Origin of the sequence: Methylobacillus arboreus, assembly GCF_020532725.1 — a bacterium.
Taxonomy (GTDB): Bacteria; Pseudomonadota; Gammaproteobacteria; order Burkholderiales; family Methylophilaceae; genus Methylobacillus; species Methylobacillus arboreus.
On record NZ_JAJAVC010000003.1, the window covers coordinates 108,372 to 129,112 of the forward strand.

The window sequence follows — 20,741 nt, forward strand, 5'->3', positions numbered from 1 at the left end:
GATGGCTGGTGTAAAAAATAAATTAAAAAGTATCAGAAATTATCTGCAAGTAGTTTCAATGAGGCCTTACCAGCCCCAGCTGAGCAGCAACAGTCTTGAACCTTCTATTCTTTTCCTGCCTGCCGCCGATGCCGGGGGCATAGGCGATGATGCGATGATCTCTGGCGCCCTTAATGGTGTTGCTCAGCGTCAGACTCACCAACACAGTACTGCAGTTGGCCGATATAGTGCTGCCCAGAGCATTTACAATTTTGAACACACCCTGCACGAAGAGTTTTTCTGGACTCAATGGGGTGGGATTAAACAGGCGGAGAAAGTTTTTTCGCGCTATTCCCATTTTTATGTCATGGGCGCTGATGTGATGGATGGTTTGTATTCATATTCAGACTCTATCCGCCGCTTACGCTATGCCGAGCTGGCACGGGATATGGGACTAAAAGTTAGTTTCCTAGGCTTCAGCTTCAACAAAAATCCCCATCCTCTGATTACAAATGAAATCGCCCGGATCGGCAAAGGTATTCATTATTGCCTGAGAGATCCCATCTCTTATGACCGTTTCGCCAAAATCGGCAATCTAGATATGAGCCTGGTGGCTGACCTGGCATTTCTGGTCAAGCCGAATGAAACTACCAATAAATTGCGTGGTCTGGAGGATTTCGTCAAAAAGAACCACGACAAGAATAAATTAATCATCGGATTGAACATTCATTTATTGTTCAATAAAACCAATGGTAGTGGGCATGTGGATAAGCTGGTGACATCATTGGCATCAATTATCCGCAATCATCCTGATATCGCTTTTGTACTCTTGCCCCATGATTTCCGTCCTGGGGTGGATGATAGAGTGCCTCTTGCTGACATAGCAAAACAAGTTGCATCGCCAGAGAGCGTGTATTTACTGGATGTTCCCTTGTATGCAAGTGAAATCAAAAAGGCTGTGTCATATCTAGATGGCTTATTTACTGGCCGCATGCATTTGGGGATAGCTGCGTTGGGGCAAGGGGTGCCGATTGCCGGCATAGTCTATCAAGGGAAGTTTGAAGGCTTGTTCCAGCATTTTGGCTTTAGTGATGGCGAAACTATTTCCCCTGCCGCGGCAGCGGAAATTGATACAGTTAATGACTTCTTTGATCAATGGTTGAGTCGCCTGCCTGCCGCAACCAAAGTGGTAAAGGACAAGGTGCCTGAGGTTCAGAAGCTCTCACTGAAAAACTTTGAATATTTATGATATTGATCAAGCACATGAAATATCTTCTGGCAATCATTTCCCTTGGGGCCATGGGCAATGCGTATGGAATCTGGCGTGGCTGGATACCTAATGATGCAATGTTAACAGCGATTACTCAAACGAGAGAAGCTCAAGGAGCTAGGGATGAATGTGTCAAATAATATGTCTTTAACTTCTCCTTGCTTTAATGTATTTCAAGGTAAGGATAGTTATTTCCCGATATTTTTCCTGCTTTTTCTCTTATTCGTCATGCTGGGGATGGCCACCTATGGTGGGCCACTCATCCTGCTGCTATCGTTTTTGTTTATCTTTGCTTTATCCTTAGTCACTGTTTTTTACAGCACTTCAAATATTACCAAGCTGGACCTTTCTGGCTATTTGCTCTTCCCATTGTTTATTTCGGCTTTCCAGAATATATACCTGGGATTGCTCGCGAATGACATGGATGCTTTTGCTTTGCAGATGTTTCTGATGCTGCATTGGATGTTTGCCGTGATTACCCTGACAGGGCTGATGGTGACCGGCGTTAGTAAATCAGGCAGCAAACTGCCTATCATTCTGTTTGCCATGCTGGTTTTAATGATTGGCTATTCTGTTGTTTTGCTTGCATTCATGGGCGGCAGCCCTATAGGCTTGTTTGGCTCATTCCGTAACCTATCCACCCCCTGGATCTTTTTCCTGCTGGGCTTTTTGAGTATCCGGGTCGTCAAATTTGATACCTTGCTAAAGATGATATCCTTCCTGGGATATTTCATTATTTTCTTTGGTTTTCTCGAGTATTTCCTCGACAAGCAAGTCTGGCTCTACCTGAATATCGAAATGTTATGGGCTAAGAAAGGCTTGCGGAATATTGCAGAATGGGGCCTCCCACTGAACTTCGTTTCCTCGGAGCGGATTTTTGGCGAGCAAGTTAGGCGCATGGCATCATCCTATGCTGACCCTGTCAATTTCGGTACAGTGCTATTCCTGATTGCCAGCATAGGTTGGTATACAAAGAGATATTTGCTGTTGATACTCTCTATCGTGTGTATGGTGCTGGCGATCAGTAAAGGGGCATTCCTAGGACTGCTGGTTTTATTTGTGGTTTGGTCATACTTTTACACCAACAGAGTGATATTCGCGATCGCTGGCATGGGCGCCGCTGCAGTAGGTGTCGCATTCCTGATTTATTCTTCTCTGCATTCTACACAGAGTGTCGCAGCGCACTCACAGGGCTTGTGGTCTGCCTTGATGACACTGCCAAGTTACCCTCTGGGTCGAGGGCTGGGCAATGTGGGAATATTGTCTGGAGAGGGCGGTGACATCAAGGAGAGCGGCCTGGGAATCATTATCGGTCAATTGGGTGTGTTTGGCATATTGCTGTATGGTTTCTTCTTTAGTGTACTCATCAAAATGTCGCTATCGATTCCCACTGTTAGGGATAAGGTGTTTGCTACCACACTGGCTGTTAGTATCTTGATCAATATCGCCTTCAATGAGGTAGCTTTGAGTCCGAACTCGTCAGCAGGGTATTTCATGATCCTGGGATTAATTCTGGCTGCAACAGAGTATGAAAAAATTTCTAATAAAATAAATAAGACTGAGGTGGTGCATGGTTAAGGTGGCAATAATAGAACCTGTGGGCAGCCACGGAGGGATGGACTATTACGATACAGGCTTATGCGCCGGACTGCAGGAAAATGGGATCGATGTTAGTTGGTATACCTCGGATATCTCCAGCGCCAGGGGTAGTTACAACATCAATATCGTCAAAACCTTCAGTAACATTTGGGGCAAGGATCCTAGCTGGAAGCGGGGGCTGAGATATGTTGCAGGATTGTTCAAAACTTATATCGATGCAAAAAAACGCAAGATAGACATTGCGCATTTCCATTTTTTCCATGTCGGGATCATGGAGTTCCTCAGTGTATTGCTGGCACGACTGTTTGCATTGAAAGTGATCATCACGGTTCATGATGTCGAAGCCTTCAAGGCCGGCCTGACCAGCGACAGTTTAAGGTCCATTGCCTACAAGCTGGCAGCAAAGATCATTGTCCATAATGAAATCAGTAAGAAAGAGCTGCTGCAGAGTAGCGATCTGAATCCTGAGAAAATTACCATTATTCCTCACGGTAGTTACAATGGATTGATCGATGCTCCCGTCAACAAGGCTGAAGCAAGGGCTAAACTAGGCCTTGCTGAGACTGCCAAGACCATTCTTTTCTTTGGTCAGATCAAAGAGGTAAAAGGACTGGATCTTTTGCTGGAGGCATTCGGTAAAAGTAACGCGGAAAATCAATCCTTGGTGTTGGTGATTGCCGGCAAGGTATGGAAGGATGATTTTGCTAAATACCAGAAAATTATCGATCAGTACCAGATGAGTGAGTCTTGTAAATTATTCATCAGGTATATCCCGGATAGTGAGCTTACCTATTTCTACAGTGCTGCTGACTTGGTGGTTCTTCCCTATAGGAAAATTTATCAAAGCGGCGTCCTGTTGATGAGCATGAGTTTCGGCCGTCCAGTGCTTGCGTCTAACTTGCCTGGTATGACTGCGATAATTAAACATGGTGAAAATGGCTATTTGTTCGAGTCTGAAAATACGCATGATCTTGCCAAGCAACTGGATTCTATCTTTAACAGTGGAAATATTGACGCCGTCATTGATAATGCTACCAGGGATATGAATGGCAAGTTCAACTGGAATACTATTGGTAAGACCACGGGGTCTGTTTATGAAGAAGTTTCTAATTATAGGTAAATAATAATGGCTAAAATTCTTTCCATCCTTGGTACGAGAGGTGTTCCTGCAGCACATGGTGGTTTTGAGACATTTGCAGAATTTCTTTCTCTTTATCTGGTTAAAAAAGGCTGGGAAGTGACTGTGTATTGCCAGGTCGATGGTAAAGGCCCAGTCTTTGAAGATAACTGGCAAGGTGTGCACAGAGTCAACATACCGGTGAATATCCTGGGCGCTGCGGGCACCATTATTTTCGACCTCAAGTCGACCATCCATGCCGCCAAAAGGCGCAACCTGATTCTTACGCTGGGTTACAACACGGCAATTTTCTGCCTGCTGTACCGGCTCCTGGGTATTAAGAACCTGATCAACATGGATGGCATTGAATGGCATAGACAAAAGTGGGGCAAGCTTGCCAAGGCCTGGTTCTGGTTCAATGACTGGGCTGGCTCGCTGCTAGGTAACCACTTGGTTGCGGATCATCCTCATATTGCTGTGCACTTGGAAACCAGGGTAGCGGCTGAGAAGATCACGATGATTCCTTACGGGGCAGACAAGATTAAAAATCCTGATCTGAACCATCTCAAGTCTTATGGCCTGGAAGCGGGTCAGTATGCAATCCTGATTGCGCGCGCAGAGCCTGAAAATTCCATACTGGAAGTAGTGAAAGCTTGGTCTGCAAAGCCCCGTGGTATGAAGTTGGTCGTGCTAGGCAAGTACAATCCTGAGCATGCCTACCAGGTTGCGGTCAAGGCTGCCGGTTCCGATGAAGTGCTTTTTCCTGGCGCTATTTACGATAAGCCCGTGGTTGAATCATTAAGATATTTCTCAAGGGTATACATTCACGGCCACCAGGTTGGCGGCACCAATCCCTCTCTGGTTGAGGCGCTGGGAGCTGGCAATGCTGTATTGGCGCACAATAACCGCTTCAATCGCTGGGTTGCCGGGGATAAGGCAGCCTATTTCTCCAATGAGAATGACTGCGAAACCATACTTGAGACGCTGCTGAGTGATGAAAACCGGTTGCACGATATGAAAAGCGGCAGCCTGGCGCAATATGACGCTTTATTTACCTGGGAGTCAGTGTTGCAGCAATATGAGACATTACTGGCAAGATTTCTACCTAATAAGTAGTTAGGCGCTGCTCCTATTATCTTCCCCCTATATATTTCTATCCAGCGAGAAAATTATGCAGATTCAAGCCGTGATTTTATCAGGTGGTTCTGGCACAAGATTGTGGCCACTTTCCCGAGAAAATTATCCCAAGCAATTGCTGACATTGCTTGATGATGATTCTTTATTACAGTCGACATTACGCAGGGTCGATCCAGTCGTTGGATCTGAGTTTCTCCCGATTCTGGTATGTAATGAAGAGTACCGCTTTGTCATCGCTGAACAATTGCGGCTTATGGGAAGGCGTGGGTCTATCCTGCTCGAGCCTGTAGGCAAGAACACTGCCCCCGCGTTAACCCTGGCTGCCTTGGAGGCTACAAGGCATGGCCAGGATCCCATCTTGCTGGTCATGCCCGCCGATCATGCCATCGTCAATGCAGAGGCATTCCAGAATACCGTGAGGGCTGGGGCTGAGCATGCTGCTGCCGGCAAGATTATCACTTTTGGTATCGTGCCTGACAGGGCGGAAACAGGCTATGGCTATATTAAATCGGGTGCTGCGCTGGATGGGTTTAGCTCCGCATTCAGCATTGATCAGTTTGTTGAAAAGCCGGATGAGGCTACTGCTCAGCAATATGTAGCGAGTGGGAGCTATTTCTGGAATAGCGGTCTGTTCATGATGCGTGCAACGGTATGGCTGGATGCGATTGCAAAAACCCGTCCCGATATCTTTTCCTCGTGTGAACAGTCCTGGGATGGTCAGCAGCGGGACGGTGATTTTGTCCGTGTAGACAAGGCTAAATTCCAGGAAACCCCAAGCGATTCTATAGACTATGCCGTGATGGAGCATGTTTCCCGTGGTGTCGACAAGTTACCTGCAGGTATAGTTATCCCCTTGGATGCCGGTTGGTCAGACGTAGGTGCCTGGGATTCATTCTGGAAGATCCTGCCGCAGGATAACTCGGGTAATGCCTCGCTAGGGGATGTGCTGTTCAATGATTGTTCGAATACTCTTGCTGTGTCATCGGGCAGGTTACTGGCTTGTGTCGGCCTGCAGAATATCGCGGTAATTGAGACGACCGATGCTGTGCTGGTGATTGATAAAAACAAAACTCAGGATGTGAAGAAGATCGTGGAGCAGCTTAAGTCCCTGGAGAGACCCGAGGCCAGGACTCACCGCAAAGTGCACCGGCCTTGGGGATGGTATGACAGTATTGATATGGGCGCTCGTTTTCAGGTAAAGCGTATTGTGGTTAATCCAGGGGCTATGCTTTCCCTACAGATGCATCATCATAGAGCAGAACACTGGATCGTAGTGACTGGTACAGCTAAGGTGACCAGAGGGGATGAAGAATTCCTGGTTTCTGAAAATCAGTCGACTTATATCCCATTGGGTGTGACCCATATGCTGGCTAACCCAGGCAAGCTACCTCTGGAAATGATTGAAGTCCAATCTGGCGCCTATCTGGGCGAGGATGATATCGTGCGGTTCAATGACCAATACGGCAGGTCATAATAAGCTGCTACCATGAGATAGGCTTCGACCAGCAGTTTCTTGGCAGGTTATTCTCGGCGGCTTCAGGTTATGCAGTTGCTTGCATCTACATGGATGTTAGCAAAGGGAGGGTTGAATACGTACGCTGCGTTCCATCTAAGCCATCTCAGTATCGAATACAAGAGTGTCGACTCTACGAAGCCATGCTTCCCAGCACTGGATTAAGATGCTGGGCAAGTAAGGATTCATCGCTTCGAGCAGCTTCCGCAACCTGAACCTTTACGTCGCGTAGCCAGCATGAATGCAACTACGCTCCTAGGGGCGAGCACCTGCGTTAGGCGCTAATAACCTCCAAGGATTTTGGTGTCAACATGATTACGCGCCGTATTGATTTCTTGGGGTGCCTTGTCGAATCGACAAGCAAAGGTAGAGTTTTTTGGATTCTGGACAATTTGAAAGTTCATCACGTCAAGCTTGCTCAGCAATCGGCGTAAAATAAGCAAGCCAGTTGATGATTTTCTTGTCAATGTATTCGCCAGAATGGAACGACTACTTGAGCGATGATTTTTGAAAGCCTGCCGGCGCGCGACAGATCAGTCAAGTATGCAATGTGATTGCGCTGTTTGGCGTTGCCGGATTAATGCAGTTGCTTGGACAACACTTGCTCCGTACTCATGGCCACCACTTGCGAAGTTCAAGAGCTCCGGCCATACATGACAAAAATAGCATGGCAATCAGCCCCGGACCTGCCCACAAAAATACTGTGCAAGCGCACGCTATCAACCATGCAGCGCTGGCTAGCAAGGCCATCGGTCGTTTAAGTTGGCGCCAAAATGTCCATGGTGGCAAGATCCAACCGATAATCATAAAAATCCAACTACTTATCATTTTGCCCCTCGCTGATTGGCTAGGTGGTCGGCCAATCTCAGTGCAAAGGCAACAATCATCATTGTTGGTCCGGAATATCCCGAAGTTGTAAAAATCCCGCTGCCTGTCGCATACAAATTACTGATGCCATGCACCTTGCAAGTTGCATCCACAACACTGTCACGCTCGGACGCCCCCATTCGGGTCAAGCCAATATGGTGATAATGTCCCTCTGCGCTACGTCGAATCACATCAGGCGTTAACGTAGGGCTTTCAAAACGCCCTAATTTCAAGCGCACTAACTCTGATGCAACCACTTCTTGCCCGATTGTAAATGTCCGGTAATCAAGCTCATTGAAGTCCCAGTTCAGTACAACCTTGCGAACACCCAGGGCGTCGACATCCTCCGACAGTTCTATGCGAGAGTTCGGATTGGGAGCCTGTTCGATACGATGTTCAAGACTATAGGCAATCGGCTCCGGGCTATACACTTTCGAATGATTTCCTAGAACACGCATGGAGTCAAAAGGACGCTGAGTCACTCTCGTCAGTGCTTTTAGCATGCGCTGGTCCAAAGGATGCAGGGAGCCATCATAAACCTTCTTGAGCGCCTTTTCGGTATCCTCGAAACCATACAACGGAACAAAACGACAGTAGTATTGAAGAATGCCTTTTTCCAGCATTGCTTCTCTCGTCAGGCTTAAATTAGCATTGACGCCAATGCGATACATCGTTTCGTGACTATAGACTTTTGGGAAGCTCGCATTGGGGAAAAACAAACCCGAAGCGACAACCGGATGTTCCATAAAATACTTGCCGACATGGCCATACAGGTTCCCGATGCCAGTCTTGTGCACAGTATTCGACACTAGCAACAACCTCGCGTTCTCTACCGCATGCGTCGCTAAAATAAAAGTTCTTGCGCGCACCATGAAAGCATTGCCATTAGTTGTCTTGATTTGAGCTGATGATACATCGGTACCCCCTTCTCCGACATTCAAACCCACTACATTGGCACCTAATAAAACCCTAATATTTTTATTTGATGTTAGCTCATCTCCAAAGTCTGTCTTGAAACGCTTATTTCGTGCCATCAAGAATACCTTGGTTTCAAGTTTTGATGAGCGATCATCAAGCAGCCCAGAGGACAAGTCCGGATAGTCAGATAAGGCTTCCCGAGGGTCGAAGTTATGTGCATCAATACCTAGAATCTGCGCTGCTTGCTCGACATATGGCCGCACGTCCTTGTATGAAATCGGCCATCCCTGCAACCCTAGATTATGGCGGGCCTCGTAATCAATAGGATCATTTTCACGGCAGTATCCCCCCCAGTGATTCGTCGTACCTCCCAGGAAACGCAACCGGCATGCTGTCATATCAAAGTAAGGGATACCTGTTTGCTCGGTTTGATATAGTGACTGGGAGTCTCCGCTGATTGACTCTCGCCCCCCTTCCAGAAGTAATACAGATATGCCTTTCCTTGCCAGCTGCGTGGTCAGAATAATACCTGCGGCTCCTGCTCCGATGATACAAACATCCGCTTCGACAATAGAGTCTTTTTCCACCTGATCGGCGTTCCCAAAGGGCTTCGTCATGATATCCTCTATCAGTCGTCAGTCAGTAGCATTGCCAATTCCGTGGCAGTGAAATGCAGGCCCATCACTTCGCGAGTGCGCCCTGCTAGCAAATCATCATCTACCAACGTAGGAATGGTGTGCTCCAGCGTTTCCCATTGATCGCCAACAACCGTTCTGATACATAACGCCGAAGAGGCACTCCACTGCTGCAATTCATTGATGACATCGACAGATTCCCGACTTAAAACTGATTTCATATGTAGCGACAGTAACTCCAATTCAGCGACACGGCGCAAATTTCCAAAATATCCCATTGCTGTCGAGGTAGGGAGGGCAGCATATACTACTCCAGGAATCATGGCGGCCCCAATTAGCAGGAGCATGTTTCGCCTAGTCAAAACACCAGTATTTATTGAGTTGCTCATTGCAAGCTTTCCAAATGGGAGATCAGTTCTTCGGCTTCACTCTCAGTCAACGGGGAAATTCCCATGTTGGTGCCTTTGATAAACTCTTGGGGGGCCATCAGGAATTGTTTCAGATTTGACTTATCCCATGTCACGCCGCTTTCTTTCATGGCTGTCGAATAGTTGAAATCTGTCAGACTGCCGGCAGGTCGACCCAGTAAGCCAACCAAGTATGGGCCGACCCCATGACGCCGAGCTTCCAGAGCATGGCATGCAGTGCACTTGTTGCTTACCCGAGCGCCGCGTTCGGCAACAGCAGGATCAGCAATGGGCACATCTGGTGCATTCCCCACAAGCAACCTTAGTGCAGCAAACAACGCTGCACCGGATACGGCAAAAGCCAGACCAAACTTCATCAAATCCTCTCTATCATGTTCATCCGTTCCAGCGAGCCACGATCTTTAGGCCGCCCGAGTATACACATTTTGAATATCATGATGCAATCCATAGCCTATTCCGTTACTGACGTAGTAATAATACTACGCATGCACTGCAACACTATGCGGTTCTACTTCATTGTTACCCTGCCGCAAATCCGCAATAAGGTTCTTAGTCTGCACAATGACTCAAACCAGTGCTCGTTCAGACATTTTGCACGCAACCTGCATTGAGGTCCTCGCTAGAGCCGTTTTGCATTGGCCATCCCGATTTGATCGGGAAAAACCGTTGATCCGTTCTTCCGTGAATTGTATGGGTTTCATATCGGTCATTCTCTATAAAGTTGATGATTTCACGAACTTTAATTTTCGTATGACAATCAGGAGCAGATTAATACAAACGGCTTTTTATGCTGTTGCAGCTAGATCAAAGTCGGAATGGGTTAGCACTTTTTCCAGTGCTAGTTGCCAGGGAAGCAAGGTAACTCCCAGGTTGTTGGCTAGCTTGGCAACTTCCATACGCGAGTTGGCTGGGCGCTTGGCAGGCGTTGGATATTCTGCAGTGGTGATGCCACTGACATTTTCCACAGCGGTTTTTAATGAAGGCCAATTTTTTTCAGCTTGTAATTCACTATAGCGTGCGACGATCTCTCGTGCAAAGCCATGCCAACTGGTTTCGCCGGTATTTACTAGGTGATAAAGGCCATTCTTGCTCTCATCCCAATTTTTCAGCGCGCTGATAGTGGCATCGCTGATAGACAAACTTGAAGTCGGTGAGCCAAATTGATCAGCTACGATAGTAAGGCGATCGCGCTCTGCAGCCAGCCTGATGATGGTGCGCAGAAAATTTTTCCCGTAGGCGCCATAAACCCAGCTGGTGCGGAAGATGAGGTGAGATGCCCCCGTGGCAAGAATCGCCTGCTCTCCCGCTAGTTTTGTAGCCCCATAAACGCCTAGGGGATTGGGCGTGTCGGTTTCAACATAGGGACTGGCCTTACTGCCATCAAAGACATAATCGGTGGAATAGTGCACCAGCAGTGCCCCTAGTTTGGCAGCTTCTTGAGCCAATACCCTCGGAGCTATGGCATTAATGGCATAGGCTAGTTCAGGTTCCGATTCTGCCTTGTCCACAGCAGTATAGGCAGCAGGATTGATGATGAGGTCAGGCTTGATGCTTTGTACTAGGCCACGGATAGCATCTGCATCGGCAAGGTCAAGTTGACTGCGATCAAGGGCAATGACTTCACCCAAGGCACCGAGTTTGGGGTATAGAGCATTGCCGACCTGACCGTTGATGCCGGTCAGTAATATTTTCTTGAATTTGGCCATTATGTGAACAGTTCTGCCTGATTGAGGCCCAGGCCCTGCTGATCCTTGCCTGACAACAAAGGTGTAGTACCAATGTCGGGCCATTGAATGCCGATGGCAGGATCGTTCCAGGCGATGCAGCGCTCATGAGCGGGGGCGTAGAAATCCGTGGTCTTGTACAAAAACTCTGCAGTCTCTGACAATACCAAGAAACCATGGGCGAAGCCAGGAGGCACCCACATTTGTTTCTTATTTTCACCCGAAAGGTGATAACCCACCCACTGACCGAAGCTAGGGGAGGAGCGGCGGATATCCACCGCAACATCAAATACCTCACCTGAGACTACGCGCACCAGTTTGCCCTGGGCTTGCTCTACCTGATAGTGTAAGCCACGCAGTACCCCTTTGTTGGATTTTGAGTGATTGTCCTGTACAAAATCAAAATGTTTGCCAGTCGCTTGTTCAAAAAGTTTTTGGTTGAAGCTTTCAAAGAAAAAGCCACGGTCGTCACCAAATATCTTGGGTTCAAATATGATGACATCCGGAATTTTAGCTGTAACGACGTTCATTAAAATACCTTTTCTTTCAACATGCGTAACAAGTACTGACCATAGCCATTCTTCAAGTAAGGTTGGGCAATTTTTTCCACATCAGAAGCGGTAATGTAGCCCTTGCGATAGGCGATTTCCTCAGGGCATGCAACCTTGAGGCCCTGGCGCTTTTCTATGGTCTCGATAAAGAGTGAGGCCTCCAGCAGGGATTCATGTGTGCCGGTATCCAGCCAGGCGTGGCCGCGACCCATCAGCTCAACATTGAGTGCACCGTGCTCAAGGTAGGTCTTGTTAACATCCGTAATCTCGAGTTCACCACGTGGAGAAGGTTTCAGGTTGGCGGCAATATCGCTGACTTGATTGTCGTAGAAATACAAACCAGTAACGGCATAGCGTGATTTCGGCTGCTTAGGTTTTTCTTCCAGGCTGATCGCCTGTCCGGCATCATTGAATTCAACCACACCATAGCGTTCTGGGTCGTGCACAGGATAGGCAAATACGGTGGCACCCTGCTGGCGCTGGTCTGCATTCAGGAGATCATGTGCCAAGTCATGTCCGTAGAAAATATTATCGCCTAGCACCAGTGCGCTCGGATCATTACCGATGAAATTCTTGCCGAGTATAAATGCCTGGGCCAGGCCATCAGGGGAGGGTTGGACGGCATAGCTGAGGTTCAGACCCCATTGATTGCCATCGCCTAATAATTGTTCGAATCGGGGAGTATCTTGGGGGGTGGATATCAACAGAATGTCGCGAATCCCCGCCAGCATAAGGGTGGACAAAGGATAGTAAATCATGGGTTTATCATAGACCGGCAGTAACTGCTTGGATACCGCCTGTGTGACTGGGTAGAGTCGTGTGCCGGATCCACCAGCAAGGATAATGCCTTTTCTCATGCTACACTCCCGCTGTACTGTTTATTGACCCAATTTCGATATTCTCCACTGGTTACATTGTGAACCCATTGCTGATTCTGCAAATACCACGCAACGGTTTTGCGGATGCCAGTCTCAAAGGTTTCAGCCGGCTTCCAGCCCAGTTCGCGTTCAAGTTTAGTAGCGTCAATGGCATAACGACGATCATGCCCTGGCCTGTCTTCGACAAAGGTAATTTGCTCTTCATATCCCTTGCCATCGGTGCGTGGCTGCAATTCATTCAAGATCTGACATAATGTGTTGATTACATCGAGGTTTGCTTTCTCGTTCCACCCCCCAACATTGTAGGTCTCTCCCAGCTTTCCAGCCTCAAGCACACGGCGGATGGCGCTGCAATGATCTTTGACAAATAGCCAGTCACGAATTTGCTGGCCGTCGCCATAAATGGGTAAAGGCTTTCCGTTAAGGGCGTTGAGCAGGCAAAGCGGAATGAGTTTTTCAGGAAAATGGTAGGGACCATAGTTGTTTGAACAGTTGGTCGTAAGCACCGGCAAGCCATAAGTATGATGATAGGCGCGAACTAGGTGATCTGAAGCTGCTTTTGATGCTGAATATGGGCTGTTTGGGGCATACTGGGTTGTTTCTGTGAACGCTGGATCCTGTGGACCCAGCGTGCCGTAAACCTCATCGGTGGAAACATGTAAGAATCGGAACGGCGGATTATTTTTTATTTCTGGATTAGCTTCGACCAGAGAGTTCCAGTAAGCTCGTACTTCTTCCAGCAAATTAAAGGTGCCTACGACGTTGGTTTGAATAAAATCCTCAGGACCATGAATAGAACGATCTACATGGCTTTCAGCTGCAAAGTTGATGACTGCTCTTGGCTTATGTTCGGCGAGGAGCTTGGCGATAAGGGCGCGGTCACCAATGTCGCCTTGTATGAAGAGATGATCAGGGTGCTCAGCAATAGCAGAAAGATTCTCGAGATTACCTGCGTAGGTTAGTTTATCAAGATTGATCACGGTACCAAGCCCTGCCTTAACCCAGTCCAATACGAAGTTGCTGCCGATGAAGCCTGCGCCACCGGTAACCAAAATAGTGTTCGTCAATTTTTAGGCCTTCAAGTTTTTACGGAACGTGCCGTTAGTTTATTTTAGTGTAGGATAGTTTGAAAACTGTCTTAATAGCAGTTATGGTCAAATATATACCCATTTTGAATGTTATTTGCAATCATGTACCAATGAATTGTTCAGGTTTATGCCAGGTGAAAAGTTTGCTTTTTTGGAGAGAGGTTATGAAAAAAATCCTTTTTTTACTTATGGTTACGGGATATTTTCAAAGCTGGGGTTTTGCTAATGAGGTTTATAAAACAGTAAATCCTGACGGTGCGATCACGTATTCTGATTCTCCATCCGCTACTTCTAAAGCTATAAAAGTATATCCTGGAAAAGTAGGTGCAAGCCGAGCAGGCAGTGCAAAAACTGTTGATGTTCCAACATCTTCAAATGAAATTCTGTCTGGCGGACAGGCAAACACTAATGACCAACCATCAAATAAACCTGCTTTGATGAATAAGTCAAGTGGCAGCAATGCAAGCAAAACAACTGTTTCTGGCGGTAGCGGAGGGGCAGCCAGTTCTGGCAGTACAGGTGGTGGCTCATCTTCGTCGAGTGGAAAAACCACAATAGCGCCCCAAGCTACCACAGGCAACCAAGCTACCACAGGCAACCAAGCTACCACAGGCAACCAAGCTACCACAGGCAACCAAGCTACCACAGGCAACCAAGCTACCACAGGCGGGACAGAATTGATTAAAGGTGATGGCTACCCCCCCCTTAGTTGCCAAAATAAGCTGATCTGGGAGCGATGGGAGTCTGCAGCTTATCAGGGAGCAAATGTTTTGAATCAGATAACTTCTAAAGATTGGGAGATATTGGCTAGTGATTGGCATGTTAATGTTGTGAGGCTGCAAATTATCTTGACAGATACCAATTTAAGACTAATTGCCAATGGGGGATTAGATGCGCTGCCTCAATTCAAAAATCGAGTGCAACAGTTTATGCAAAATTCGATACAGCATAATGTTGACGTAGTTTTAGATTTACATAGAGCTGAGGGAGGGGCAGGTCAGACTGGAGTATTATGGGGCTCACCTCAGTTAAAAGAAAACTACAAGCGTGTGATACTTGCTTTTGTCAAGGAAATGCAGAATTACCCTAACGTTGCCGGCATCGATATTTTAAATGAACCAACTCCGAGAAGTGTTTATACCAAAACGTGGAGTCAGCGTAAGGGAACGGCTGATGATTGGATGGTGCTGGCTAAGGAAGTTATTGGTGAAATAAGAAAGCTGGATGCTTGTATGCCCATTATTGTAGAGCCGGTGGACTGGGCTAAACCATTTAGGTTTTCTGAAATGGAAGTGTTTGATGATCCATTCATTGTTTACAGCCCTCATCTATATGCGCCATTTGAAGTGACTCATCAAGGCATTAACCAGTATCCTAAGGGAACTACTTTACTTCAATATAATATGGGAACTCCCTCTGCATTGATCGAATATATAAAGAAAAATGTCAATGAAGCTAGAAAGTTTCAATGTAAATATGATAAGCCAATTTACGTTGGGGAGTTTGGGATAAATTATCATGCAAATAGTAGTGATAGGGATATGTATATCAATGCACTGACTACTGTTTTTGAGGGGTATGGTTGGTCTTGGACATATCATGCTTATAAGATATGGGATGGTTGGATGCCAACGGCTACAAGTTTGACAAAAATGCAAAATACTAAGTTGTCAAGAAGTGCTGTGGCAAAAGTAAGTTGTGATTGATAGTATATTTTGGAAGATTTATTTGTAAGAATTGAAGAAGACATTGCTTTGGTATTAATTACAGGTGGTATAGGTTATATAGGTTCTCACGCATGTGTTGAGTTGATTAATACAGGGTATAAGGTTGTAGTACTGGATAATTTCAGCAACAGCCAAGCTCATGTTGTGGACCGCATCAAACAGATTACGGGCAAGGCGCCCGTGATGGTTGAAGGGGATGTGCGCGATGAGGCGTTGTTGCGTGATTTGTTTGCCAAGTATCAGTTTCAGGCAGTAATGCATTTTGCAGGTTTGAAAGCGGTTGGGGAGTCGGTGGCGCAGCCTTTGCGGTATTACGACAACAATGTGGCTGGCAGTGTCACCTTGCTGCGGGTCATGCAAACGTTCAACGTCAGGCAGTTTGTCTTCAGCTCTTCGGCGACGGTGTATGGTGATCCGGCCAGCGTGCCGATTCGCGAGGATTTCCCACTATCGACCACCAATCCTTATGGGGCGAGCAAGCTCATGGTGGAGAATATACTGCGCGATCTTGCAGCTTCTGATCCGGAGTGGCGCATAGCCATCCTGCGTTATTTCAATCCTGTTGGTGCGCATGAGAGCGGGTTGATTGGCGAAAACCCGAACGGCATCCCTAATAACCTTATGCCTTATATCACACAGGTGGCTCAGGGGCAGCGTGAGTATCTATCGGTGTTTGGTAGCGATTACCCGACAGTGGATGGCACCGGGGTGCGGGATTATATCCATGTAGTGGACCTGGTGGTTGGTCATTTGCGTGCGCTGGAAAAGCTTGAGCATGCCTCAGGGGTATTTACCTGCAATCTGGGTACCGGGCAGGGTTACAGTGTGCTGGAAATGGTCAAGGCATTCGAGATTGCCAGTGGCCGCAGTGTGCCTTACAAACTGGTAGCGCGTCGCCCTGGGGATGTGGCGGCGACTTATACCGATCCTAGCCACGCAGAGCAGTTGCTTAATTGGCAGGCGACTCGAGGTATTGAGCAGATGTGTGTGGATAGCTGGCGTTGGCAGCAGACATTAGCCCAGACTGCCTGATTCGCCATGTTCGGCTTTGGTGCTGGTTTGTCCCGGAGCGCTGTTTATGGTGCACGATTGGTTTGCATGCCTGATGTATTTCTTTATATATTATTGATTTATATATAGTTTTTTAATTTTACCAATTGGCCTGATTATTGCTCTCTATCAAGTGTATCAACCTTGATGGGAGTACGAAATGAAAAACCAAGTGATGTCGTGGTTTGTGGGTGCGCTGTTGCTAGTCATTGCGACAGTTGCCAGTGCAGCTACGAAGGTGGATGAGGTCGGCTATCTATACGCTGACCCTAGTTTGCCTAGTGAAGCTGTATTTTCTTACAGTCTTGATGCAGGTGTTTATGAGTTGTCGCTGCTTGATTATGAGTTTCCTGCCGCATTTTTACCTGGAAGCTTTGGTATCGAGATATACACGGGTGGCTCACTTGTCAGCACATTGTATGGTTCCGGCACTTTCCTGTTGCCGGAGCTGACTGCTGGTTCTTATCTGTTTAGTGTGTTTGGTGATGCCAATAACGATTTTGGGTTCGGCGTTTTTGGTTTTACGGTTTCCCCTGTGCCTGAAGCGGATACCTGGGCGTTGCTGGCTGTAGGCATCGGTTTGTTGGTTGCTTACACTTCACGTCGCAAAACACCTTTGATTGCTGATAAAACATAAGGATCAGATCATGAAAAAATTGCTCAATATGATGAAATGGTTGGCTGTGGCAGTCGTATTCTCGGGCAGCTTAAGTGCTCATGCTACACCTGTGTTTGAGCTGGATGCAGCGACTACGATTCCTGGCGGATATAAATACAATGTGGCCTTGCTGGCTGGCGAGTATTCCTTGACGCTTGAGGATGTTGACAGCAGCTTTTCCTTCCTGGGCATTACCTTGGGTCAAGGGGCAACCCAGCTGGGTTCATTGAGTTTGCTGGGACCTGTGGATCAAGGTACTTTGAACTTCTCCATTTTGACAACTGGCATCTACACTGCAGTGCTTTATGCGCAGGGTGGAATTGGCCCGGTAAACTTGGTCATCAGCAGCGTACCTGAGCCTGAAACGGCAGCTATGCTGATGGCCGGATTGGGTTTGATTGCCTTCAGGATACGGCGCAAGCGCAAGGCATGATGGCGCTAGGCGTTCAGTCATTGTAAGATTCATGGGAGCCTAGGCTCCCATTTTTATTGGTATTGACCTAATAACAACATTAAAAGGCTGACGTGCGTTACTTATTACTGCTTTGTTTGATGCTGCAAAGTCTCGGGGTGGTGGCTGGTGAGGCGATTTCCCTGCGTACGCCGAACAAGGATGGCTATAATCTGCAACCTGCCAATGTGGCTGTGATTGTGAATACCGATAACCCGGATAGTGTGCGGGCAGGCGAATACTATCTCAAGGTGCGCAGCATTCCGGCGGATAACCTCATCAAGGTGAGTATTCCTGGAAGCCCGAAAAAGCTGAGTGCGCAGTATTTCAGCCAGTTCAGGCAGGAGCTGGATGCGCTGTTGCAGCCAGGGCACCAGGTCATCGTGCTGATGTGGACTGCGCCTTATGCTGTAGAGTGCAACTCGATTACTTCTGCCATCACCATGGGGTTTGACCCGGAGCAATGCGCCAATACCTGCGCCCCGGCCAAGCATCCAAACCGCTATTTCAATTCGCGCTCGCTAAAGCCTTTTAACGACCTGGGTTACCGGCTTTCCATGTTGTTGCCAGTGCAGTCGTTTGATGAGGCCAAGGCATTGATTGATCGTGGATTTGCCAGCGACTATAGCGCACCTGCCGCCACGGCTTATTACCTGACCACTTCGGATACCAATCGCAGCAGCCGCTCGGTGTTCTTCCCGCCGTCCGGCAAGGTGGCGCAGCGCTACCTTGAGATCAAGAACCTCAAGACCGACAGCATACGCGATGTGCAGGATGTCATGATTTACCAGACCGGGCTGGTCACCGTGCCGCATCTTGATACCTTGCAGTTCTTCCCGGGTGCGATAGCGGATCACTTGACTTCAACAGGTGGCGATTTGTTGGGTAGCGGCCAGATGAGCAGCCTGCGCTGGCTGGAAGCCGGAGCCACGGCAAGCTATGGCACGGTGTCGGAGCCCTGCAACTACTGGCAAAAGTTTCCCAACCCTGCGGTATTGCTCAGACATTACCTGATGGGGGCTTCTGCGATCGAGGCGTACTGGAAAAGCGTGGCCTGGCCTGTGCAGGGCGTGTTTATTGGCGAGCCGCTGGCTTCGCCTTACCGCCGCTAGCCGTGGTTGTGGTACGGCTTGCCTCTATGCGATAATTCGCCTCTGTTTTTGCGTATTTTTGACGTGGATAAAGCCGTTATGCGGCTTTTGCTGTTTATTGGATGGGGATATATGCCAGTTATTCGTTTGCCAGATGGTTCCGAACGCAAGTTTGACGGGCCGGTGACGGTTGCCGATGTCGCATTGAATATCGGTACCGGCCTTGCGCGTGCTGCCGTGGGCGGCAAGGTCAACGGCAAGGCCGTGGATACTTCTTATGAAATTACCGCGGATGCAGATCTGGCAATCATTACCGACCGCGATGCGGAAGGACTGGAAATTATCCGCCACTCCACCGCCCACTTGCTGGCACAGGCAGTCAAGCAGTTGTTTCCTGAAGCCCAGGTGACCATCGGGCCGGTCATAGAAAACGGATTTTTCTATGATTTTTCTTATAAGAGGCCCTTTACGCCGGAAGACCTGGAAAAGATCGAGGCGCGTATGCAGGAGCTGGCCAAGCGTGATATCCCCATCATACGCAGCGTCATGGAGCGCGACGAGGCGGTAGCTTATTTCAAGTCCATCGGCGAAGACTACAAGGCGGAAATCATCGCCTCCATCCCGCAGGATCAGGAAATCTCGCTTTATACCCAGGATGACTTCACTGACCTGTGCCGTGGCACCCATGTGCCATCTACCGGCAAGCTCAAGGCTTTCAAGCTCATGAAGGTGGCGGGGGCCTACTGGCGTGGCGATTCCAATAATGAAATGCTGCAGCGTATCTACGGTACTGCATGGGCCAAGAAGGATGACCTGGAAGCCTATCTTCATATGCTGGAGGAGGCGGAAAAGCGCGACCATCGCAAGCTGGGGCGTCAGCTCGACTTCTTCCATATGCAGGATGAAGCGCCAGGCATGGTGTTCTGGCATCCGCGCGGCTGGGCCATCTGGCAGGAAGTCGAACAATACATGCGCAATATGTTCCGCGAGTTCGGCTACCAGGAGGTGCGCACGCCTACCATCATGGACCGCGTCATGTGGGAAAAGTCCGGCCACTGGCAGAACTACCACGACAACATGTTTACTACCGCTTCGGAAAACCGCGATTATGCGGTGAAGCCGATGAACTGTCCCGGGCATGTGCAGATTTTCAATAACAGCCTGCATAGCTATCGTGACTTGCCGCTACGCTTGGCGGAGTTCGGTTCCTGCCACCGCAACGAGCCTTCCGGCGCCTTGCATGGCCTGATGCGCGTGCGTGGATTTACCCAGGACGATGCGCATATCTTCTGTACCGAAGACCAGGTCAAGGCGGAAGTCGCCAACTTCATCGTCATGCTGTACAAGGCCTACCAGGATTTCGGTTTCACTGATGTCCTGGTCAAGCTTTCCACACGTCCGGAAAAGCGCGTGGGTTCGGACGAAAGTTGGGATAAAGCTGAAGAATCCTTGGCGGCCGCCTTGCGCGAAAATAATCTGGAGTTTGATTTGCAGCCGGGCGAGGGTGCTTTTTACGGCCCGAAGATCGAGTTTACATTGAAAGATAGCCTGGGCCGGTTGTGGCAATGTGGTACTATCCAGTTGGATTTCAATCTGCCTGAGCGTTTGGGGGCGGAGTATGTCGATGAAGACAACACCCGCAAGCATCCAGTTATGCTGCACCGTGCGATTGTCGGCTCCATGGAGCGGTTCATTGGCATCCTGATCGAGAACTTTGCAGGTGCCATGCCGGTGTGGCTGGCACCATTGCAAGCCATGGTGCTGAATATCAGCGATGGACAGGCGGAATATGTGGCATCCGTAGTCGATGAACTGAAGAAAAATGGCTTCAGAGTCGAGTCGGACTTGAGAAATGAGAAGATAACCTATAAAATCCGCGAGCATAGTTTGCAGAAGCTCCCCTACCTGTTGGTGGCTGGAGAGCGCGAAATGCAGGCTGGTCAAGTGGCCGTGCGTACTCGCAAGGGTGAAGACCTGGGTTCAATGCCGATAAGCGCTTTCATTGAGCGCTTGAAAAACGACATTGCCAACAAGGTCTAAGGTGCCTCGCGAGTAGCGCG

Annotated in this window: 18 protein-coding genes; 11 read left to right on the forward strand and 7 right to left on the reverse strand. The window is 48.3% G+C overall.

The window, feature by feature from the left end:
* The first annotated feature begins 1 nt into the window (after position 1).
* The 5 genes from LG198_RS00530 (at position 2) to LG198_RS00550 (ending at position 6,576) form a co-directional block, all read left to right on the forward strand.
* On the forward strand, positions 2-1,228 hold the full coding sequence (locus tag LG198_RS00530; RefSeq protein ID WP_230341226.1) for a polysaccharide pyruvyl transferase family protein: 1,227 nt from the start codon (positions 2-4) through the stop codon (positions 1,226-1,228).
* Between the two features lie 144 nt (positions 1,229-1,372).
* Complete coding sequence (locus LG198_RS00535) at positions 1,373-2,827, forward strand: hypothetical protein (protein ID WP_230341227.1); 1,455 nt, start codon at positions 1,373-1,375, stop codon at positions 2,825-2,827.
* Entirely contained in the window at positions 2,820-3,968 is a 1,149-nt protein-coding gene (locus LG198_RS00540; RefSeq protein ID WP_230341228.1) for a glycosyltransferase family 4 protein, read from the forward strand. The genes LG198_RS00535 and LG198_RS00540 overlap by 8 nt, the downstream gene beginning before the upstream one ends.
* Positions 3,969-3,974: 6 nt before the next feature.
* Positions 3,975-5,081, forward strand: a complete 1,107-nt coding sequence (locus LG198_RS00545) for a DUF1972 domain-containing protein (RefSeq protein ID WP_230341229.1) — start codon at positions 3,975-3,977, stop codon at positions 5,079-5,081.
* Between the two features lie 55 nt (positions 5,082-5,136).
* Positions 5,137-6,576, forward strand: a complete 1,440-nt coding sequence (locus tag LG198_RS00550; protein ID WP_230341230.1) for a mannose-1-phosphate guanylyltransferase/mannose-6-phosphate isomerase — start codon at positions 5,137-5,139, stop codon at positions 6,574-6,576.
* A gap of 863 nt (positions 6,577-7,439) precedes the next feature.
* On the opposite strand, the gene LG198_RS00555 is transcribed toward LG198_RS00550, so the two are convergent.
* The 7 genes from LG198_RS00555 to rfbB all read right to left on the reverse strand — a co-directional run bounded on the left by LG198_RS00555 (position 7,440) and on the right by rfbB (position 13,683).
* Complete coding sequence (locus tag LG198_RS00555) at positions 7,440-9,017, reverse strand: FAD-dependent oxidoreductase (RefSeq protein WP_230341231.1); 1,578 nt, start codon at positions 9,015-9,017, stop codon at positions 7,440-7,442.
* An 11-nt stretch (positions 9,018-9,028) separates the two neighbouring features.
* Positions 9,029-9,424: a hypothetical protein gene (locus LG198_RS00560; protein ID WP_230341232.1), complete on the reverse strand. Its 396-nt coding sequence runs from the start codon at positions 9,422-9,424 to the stop codon at positions 9,029-9,031.
* Positions 9,421-9,819, reverse strand: a complete 399-nt coding sequence (locus tag LG198_RS00565; RefSeq protein WP_230341233.1) for a c-type cytochrome — start codon at positions 9,817-9,819, stop codon at positions 9,421-9,423. Before LG198_RS00565 ends, LG198_RS00560 begins: the two co-directional genes overlap by 4 nt.
* Positions 9,820-10,248: 429 nt before the next feature.
* Positions 10,249-11,169: a dTDP-4-dehydrorhamnose reductase gene (gene rfbD / locus LG198_RS00570; protein ID WP_230341234.1), complete on the reverse strand. Its 921-nt coding sequence runs from the start codon at positions 11,167-11,169 to the stop codon at positions 10,249-10,251.
* Positions 11,169-11,717, reverse strand: coding sequence for a dTDP-4-dehydrorhamnose 3,5-epimerase (gene rfbC / locus LG198_RS00575; RefSeq protein ID WP_230341235.1), 549 nt, complete (start codon positions 11,715-11,717; stop codon positions 11,169-11,171). The genes rfbD and rfbC overlap by 1 nt, the downstream gene beginning before the upstream one ends.
* Positions 11,717-12,595: a glucose-1-phosphate thymidylyltransferase RfbA gene (gene rfbA, locus LG198_RS00580; RefSeq protein WP_230341236.1), complete on the reverse strand. Its 879-nt coding sequence runs from the start codon at positions 12,593-12,595 to the stop codon at positions 11,717-11,719. The genes rfbC and rfbA overlap by 1 nt, the downstream gene beginning before the upstream one ends.
* Positions 12,592-13,683, reverse strand: coding sequence for a dTDP-glucose 4,6-dehydratase (rfbB, locus tag LG198_RS00585; RefSeq protein WP_230341237.1), 1,092 nt, complete (start codon positions 13,681-13,683; stop codon positions 12,592-12,594). The genes rfbA and rfbB overlap by 4 nt, the downstream gene beginning before the upstream one ends.
* Positions 13,684-13,742: 59 nt before the next feature.
* On the opposite strand from rfbB, the gene LG198_RS00590 reads away from it, so the two are divergent.
* From LG198_RS00590 to thrS, 6 genes are all read left to right on the forward strand, one after another.
* A complete protein-coding gene (locus LG198_RS00590) occupies positions 13,743-15,410 on the forward strand; it encodes a glycoside hydrolase family 5 protein (RefSeq protein WP_230341238.1) in 1,668 nt (555 codons plus the stop codon).
* Positions 15,411-15,452: 42 nt separating this feature from the next.
* Entirely contained in the window at positions 15,453-16,463 is a 1,011-nt protein-coding gene (gene galE / locus LG198_RS00595) for a UDP-glucose 4-epimerase GalE (RefSeq protein ID WP_230342030.1), read from the forward strand.
* Positions 16,464-16,641: 178 nt separating this feature from the next.
* Positions 16,642-17,118, forward strand: a complete 477-nt coding sequence (locus LG198_RS00600) for a PEP-CTERM sorting domain-containing protein (RefSeq protein WP_230341239.1) — start codon at positions 16,642-16,644, stop codon at positions 17,116-17,118.
* A gap of 10 nt (positions 17,119-17,128) precedes the next feature.
* The gene (locus LG198_RS00605; protein WP_230341240.1) at positions 17,129-17,572 is read left to right on the forward strand and encodes a PEP-CTERM sorting domain-containing protein; all 444 of its coding nucleotides are present in this window, start codon (positions 17,129-17,131) and stop codon (positions 17,570-17,572) included.
* Positions 17,573-17,691: 119 nt separating this feature from the next.
* Entirely contained in the window at positions 17,692-18,702 is a 1,011-nt protein-coding gene (locus LG198_RS00610) for a TIGR03790 family protein (RefSeq protein ID WP_230341241.1), read from the forward strand.
* 111 nt (positions 18,703-18,813) lie between these two features.
* The gene (thrS, locus tag LG198_RS00615) at positions 18,814-20,721 is read left to right on the forward strand and encodes a threonine--tRNA ligase (protein ID WP_230341242.1); all 1,908 of its coding nucleotides are present in this window, start codon (positions 18,814-18,816) and stop codon (positions 20,719-20,721) included.
* Positions 20,722-20,741: the final 20 nt, after the last annotated feature.

What these genes read in the sequence shown, in the direction of transcription:
- LG198_RS00610 (WP_230341241.1), top strand. Translation starts at nt 17,692, where the DNA reads ATGCTGCAAAGTCTCGGGGTGGTGGCTGGTGAGGCGATTTCCCTGCGT.
- LG198_RS00600 (WP_230341239.1), top strand. Translation starts at nt 16,642, where the DNA reads ATGAAAAACCAAGTGATGTCGTGGTTTGTGGGTGCGCTGTTGCTAGTC.
- LG198_RS00560 (WP_230341232.1), bottom strand. Translation starts at nt 9,424, where the DNA reads ATGAGCAACTCAATAAATACTGGTGTTTTGACTAGGCGAAACATGCTC.
- LG198_RS00605 (WP_230341240.1), top strand. Translation starts at nt 17,129, where the DNA reads ATGAAAAAATTGCTCAATATGATGAAATGGTTGGCTGTGGCAGTCGTA.
- rfbC (WP_230341235.1), bottom strand. Translation starts at nt 11,717, where the DNA reads ATGAACGTCGTTACAGCTAAAATTCCGGATGTCATCATATTTGAACCC.
- LG198_RS00545 (WP_230341229.1), top strand. Translation starts at nt 3,975, where the DNA reads ATGGCTAAAATTCTTTCCATCCTTGGTACGAGAGGTGTTCCTGCAGCA.
- LG198_RS00530 (WP_230341226.1), top strand. Translation starts at nt 2, where the DNA reads ATGGCTGGTGTAAAAAATAAATTAAAAAGTATCAGAAATTATCTGCAA.
- LG198_RS00555 (WP_230341231.1), bottom strand. Translation starts at nt 9,017, where the DNA reads ATGACGAAGCCCTTTGGGAACGCCGATCAGGTGGAAAAAGACTCTATT.
- rfbA (WP_230341236.1), bottom strand. Translation starts at nt 12,595, where the DNA reads ATGAGAAAAGGCATTATCCTTGCTGGTGGATCCGGCACACGACTCTAC.
- LG198_RS00565 (WP_230341233.1), bottom strand. Translation starts at nt 9,819, where the DNA reads ATGAAGTTTGGTCTGGCTTTTGCCGTATCCGGTGCAGCGTTGTTTGCT.
- LG198_RS00540 (WP_230341228.1), top strand. Translation starts at nt 2,820, where the DNA reads ATGGTTAAGGTGGCAATAATAGAACCTGTGGGCAGCCACGGAGGGATG.
- thrS (WP_230341242.1), top strand. Translation starts at nt 18,814, where the DNA reads ATGCCAGTTATTCGTTTGCCAGATGGTTCCGAACGCAAGTTTGACGGG.
- LG198_RS00550 (WP_230341230.1), top strand. Translation starts at nt 5,137, where the DNA reads ATGCAGATTCAAGCCGTGATTTTATCAGGTGGTTCTGGCACAAGATTG.
- rfbD (WP_230341234.1), bottom strand. Translation starts at nt 11,169, where the DNA reads ATGGCCAAATTCAAGAAAATATTACTGACCGGCATCAACGGTCAGGTC.
- LG198_RS00535 (WP_230341227.1), top strand. Translation starts at nt 1,373, where the DNA reads ATGAATGTGTCAAATAATATGTCTTTAACTTCTCCTTGCTTTAATGTA.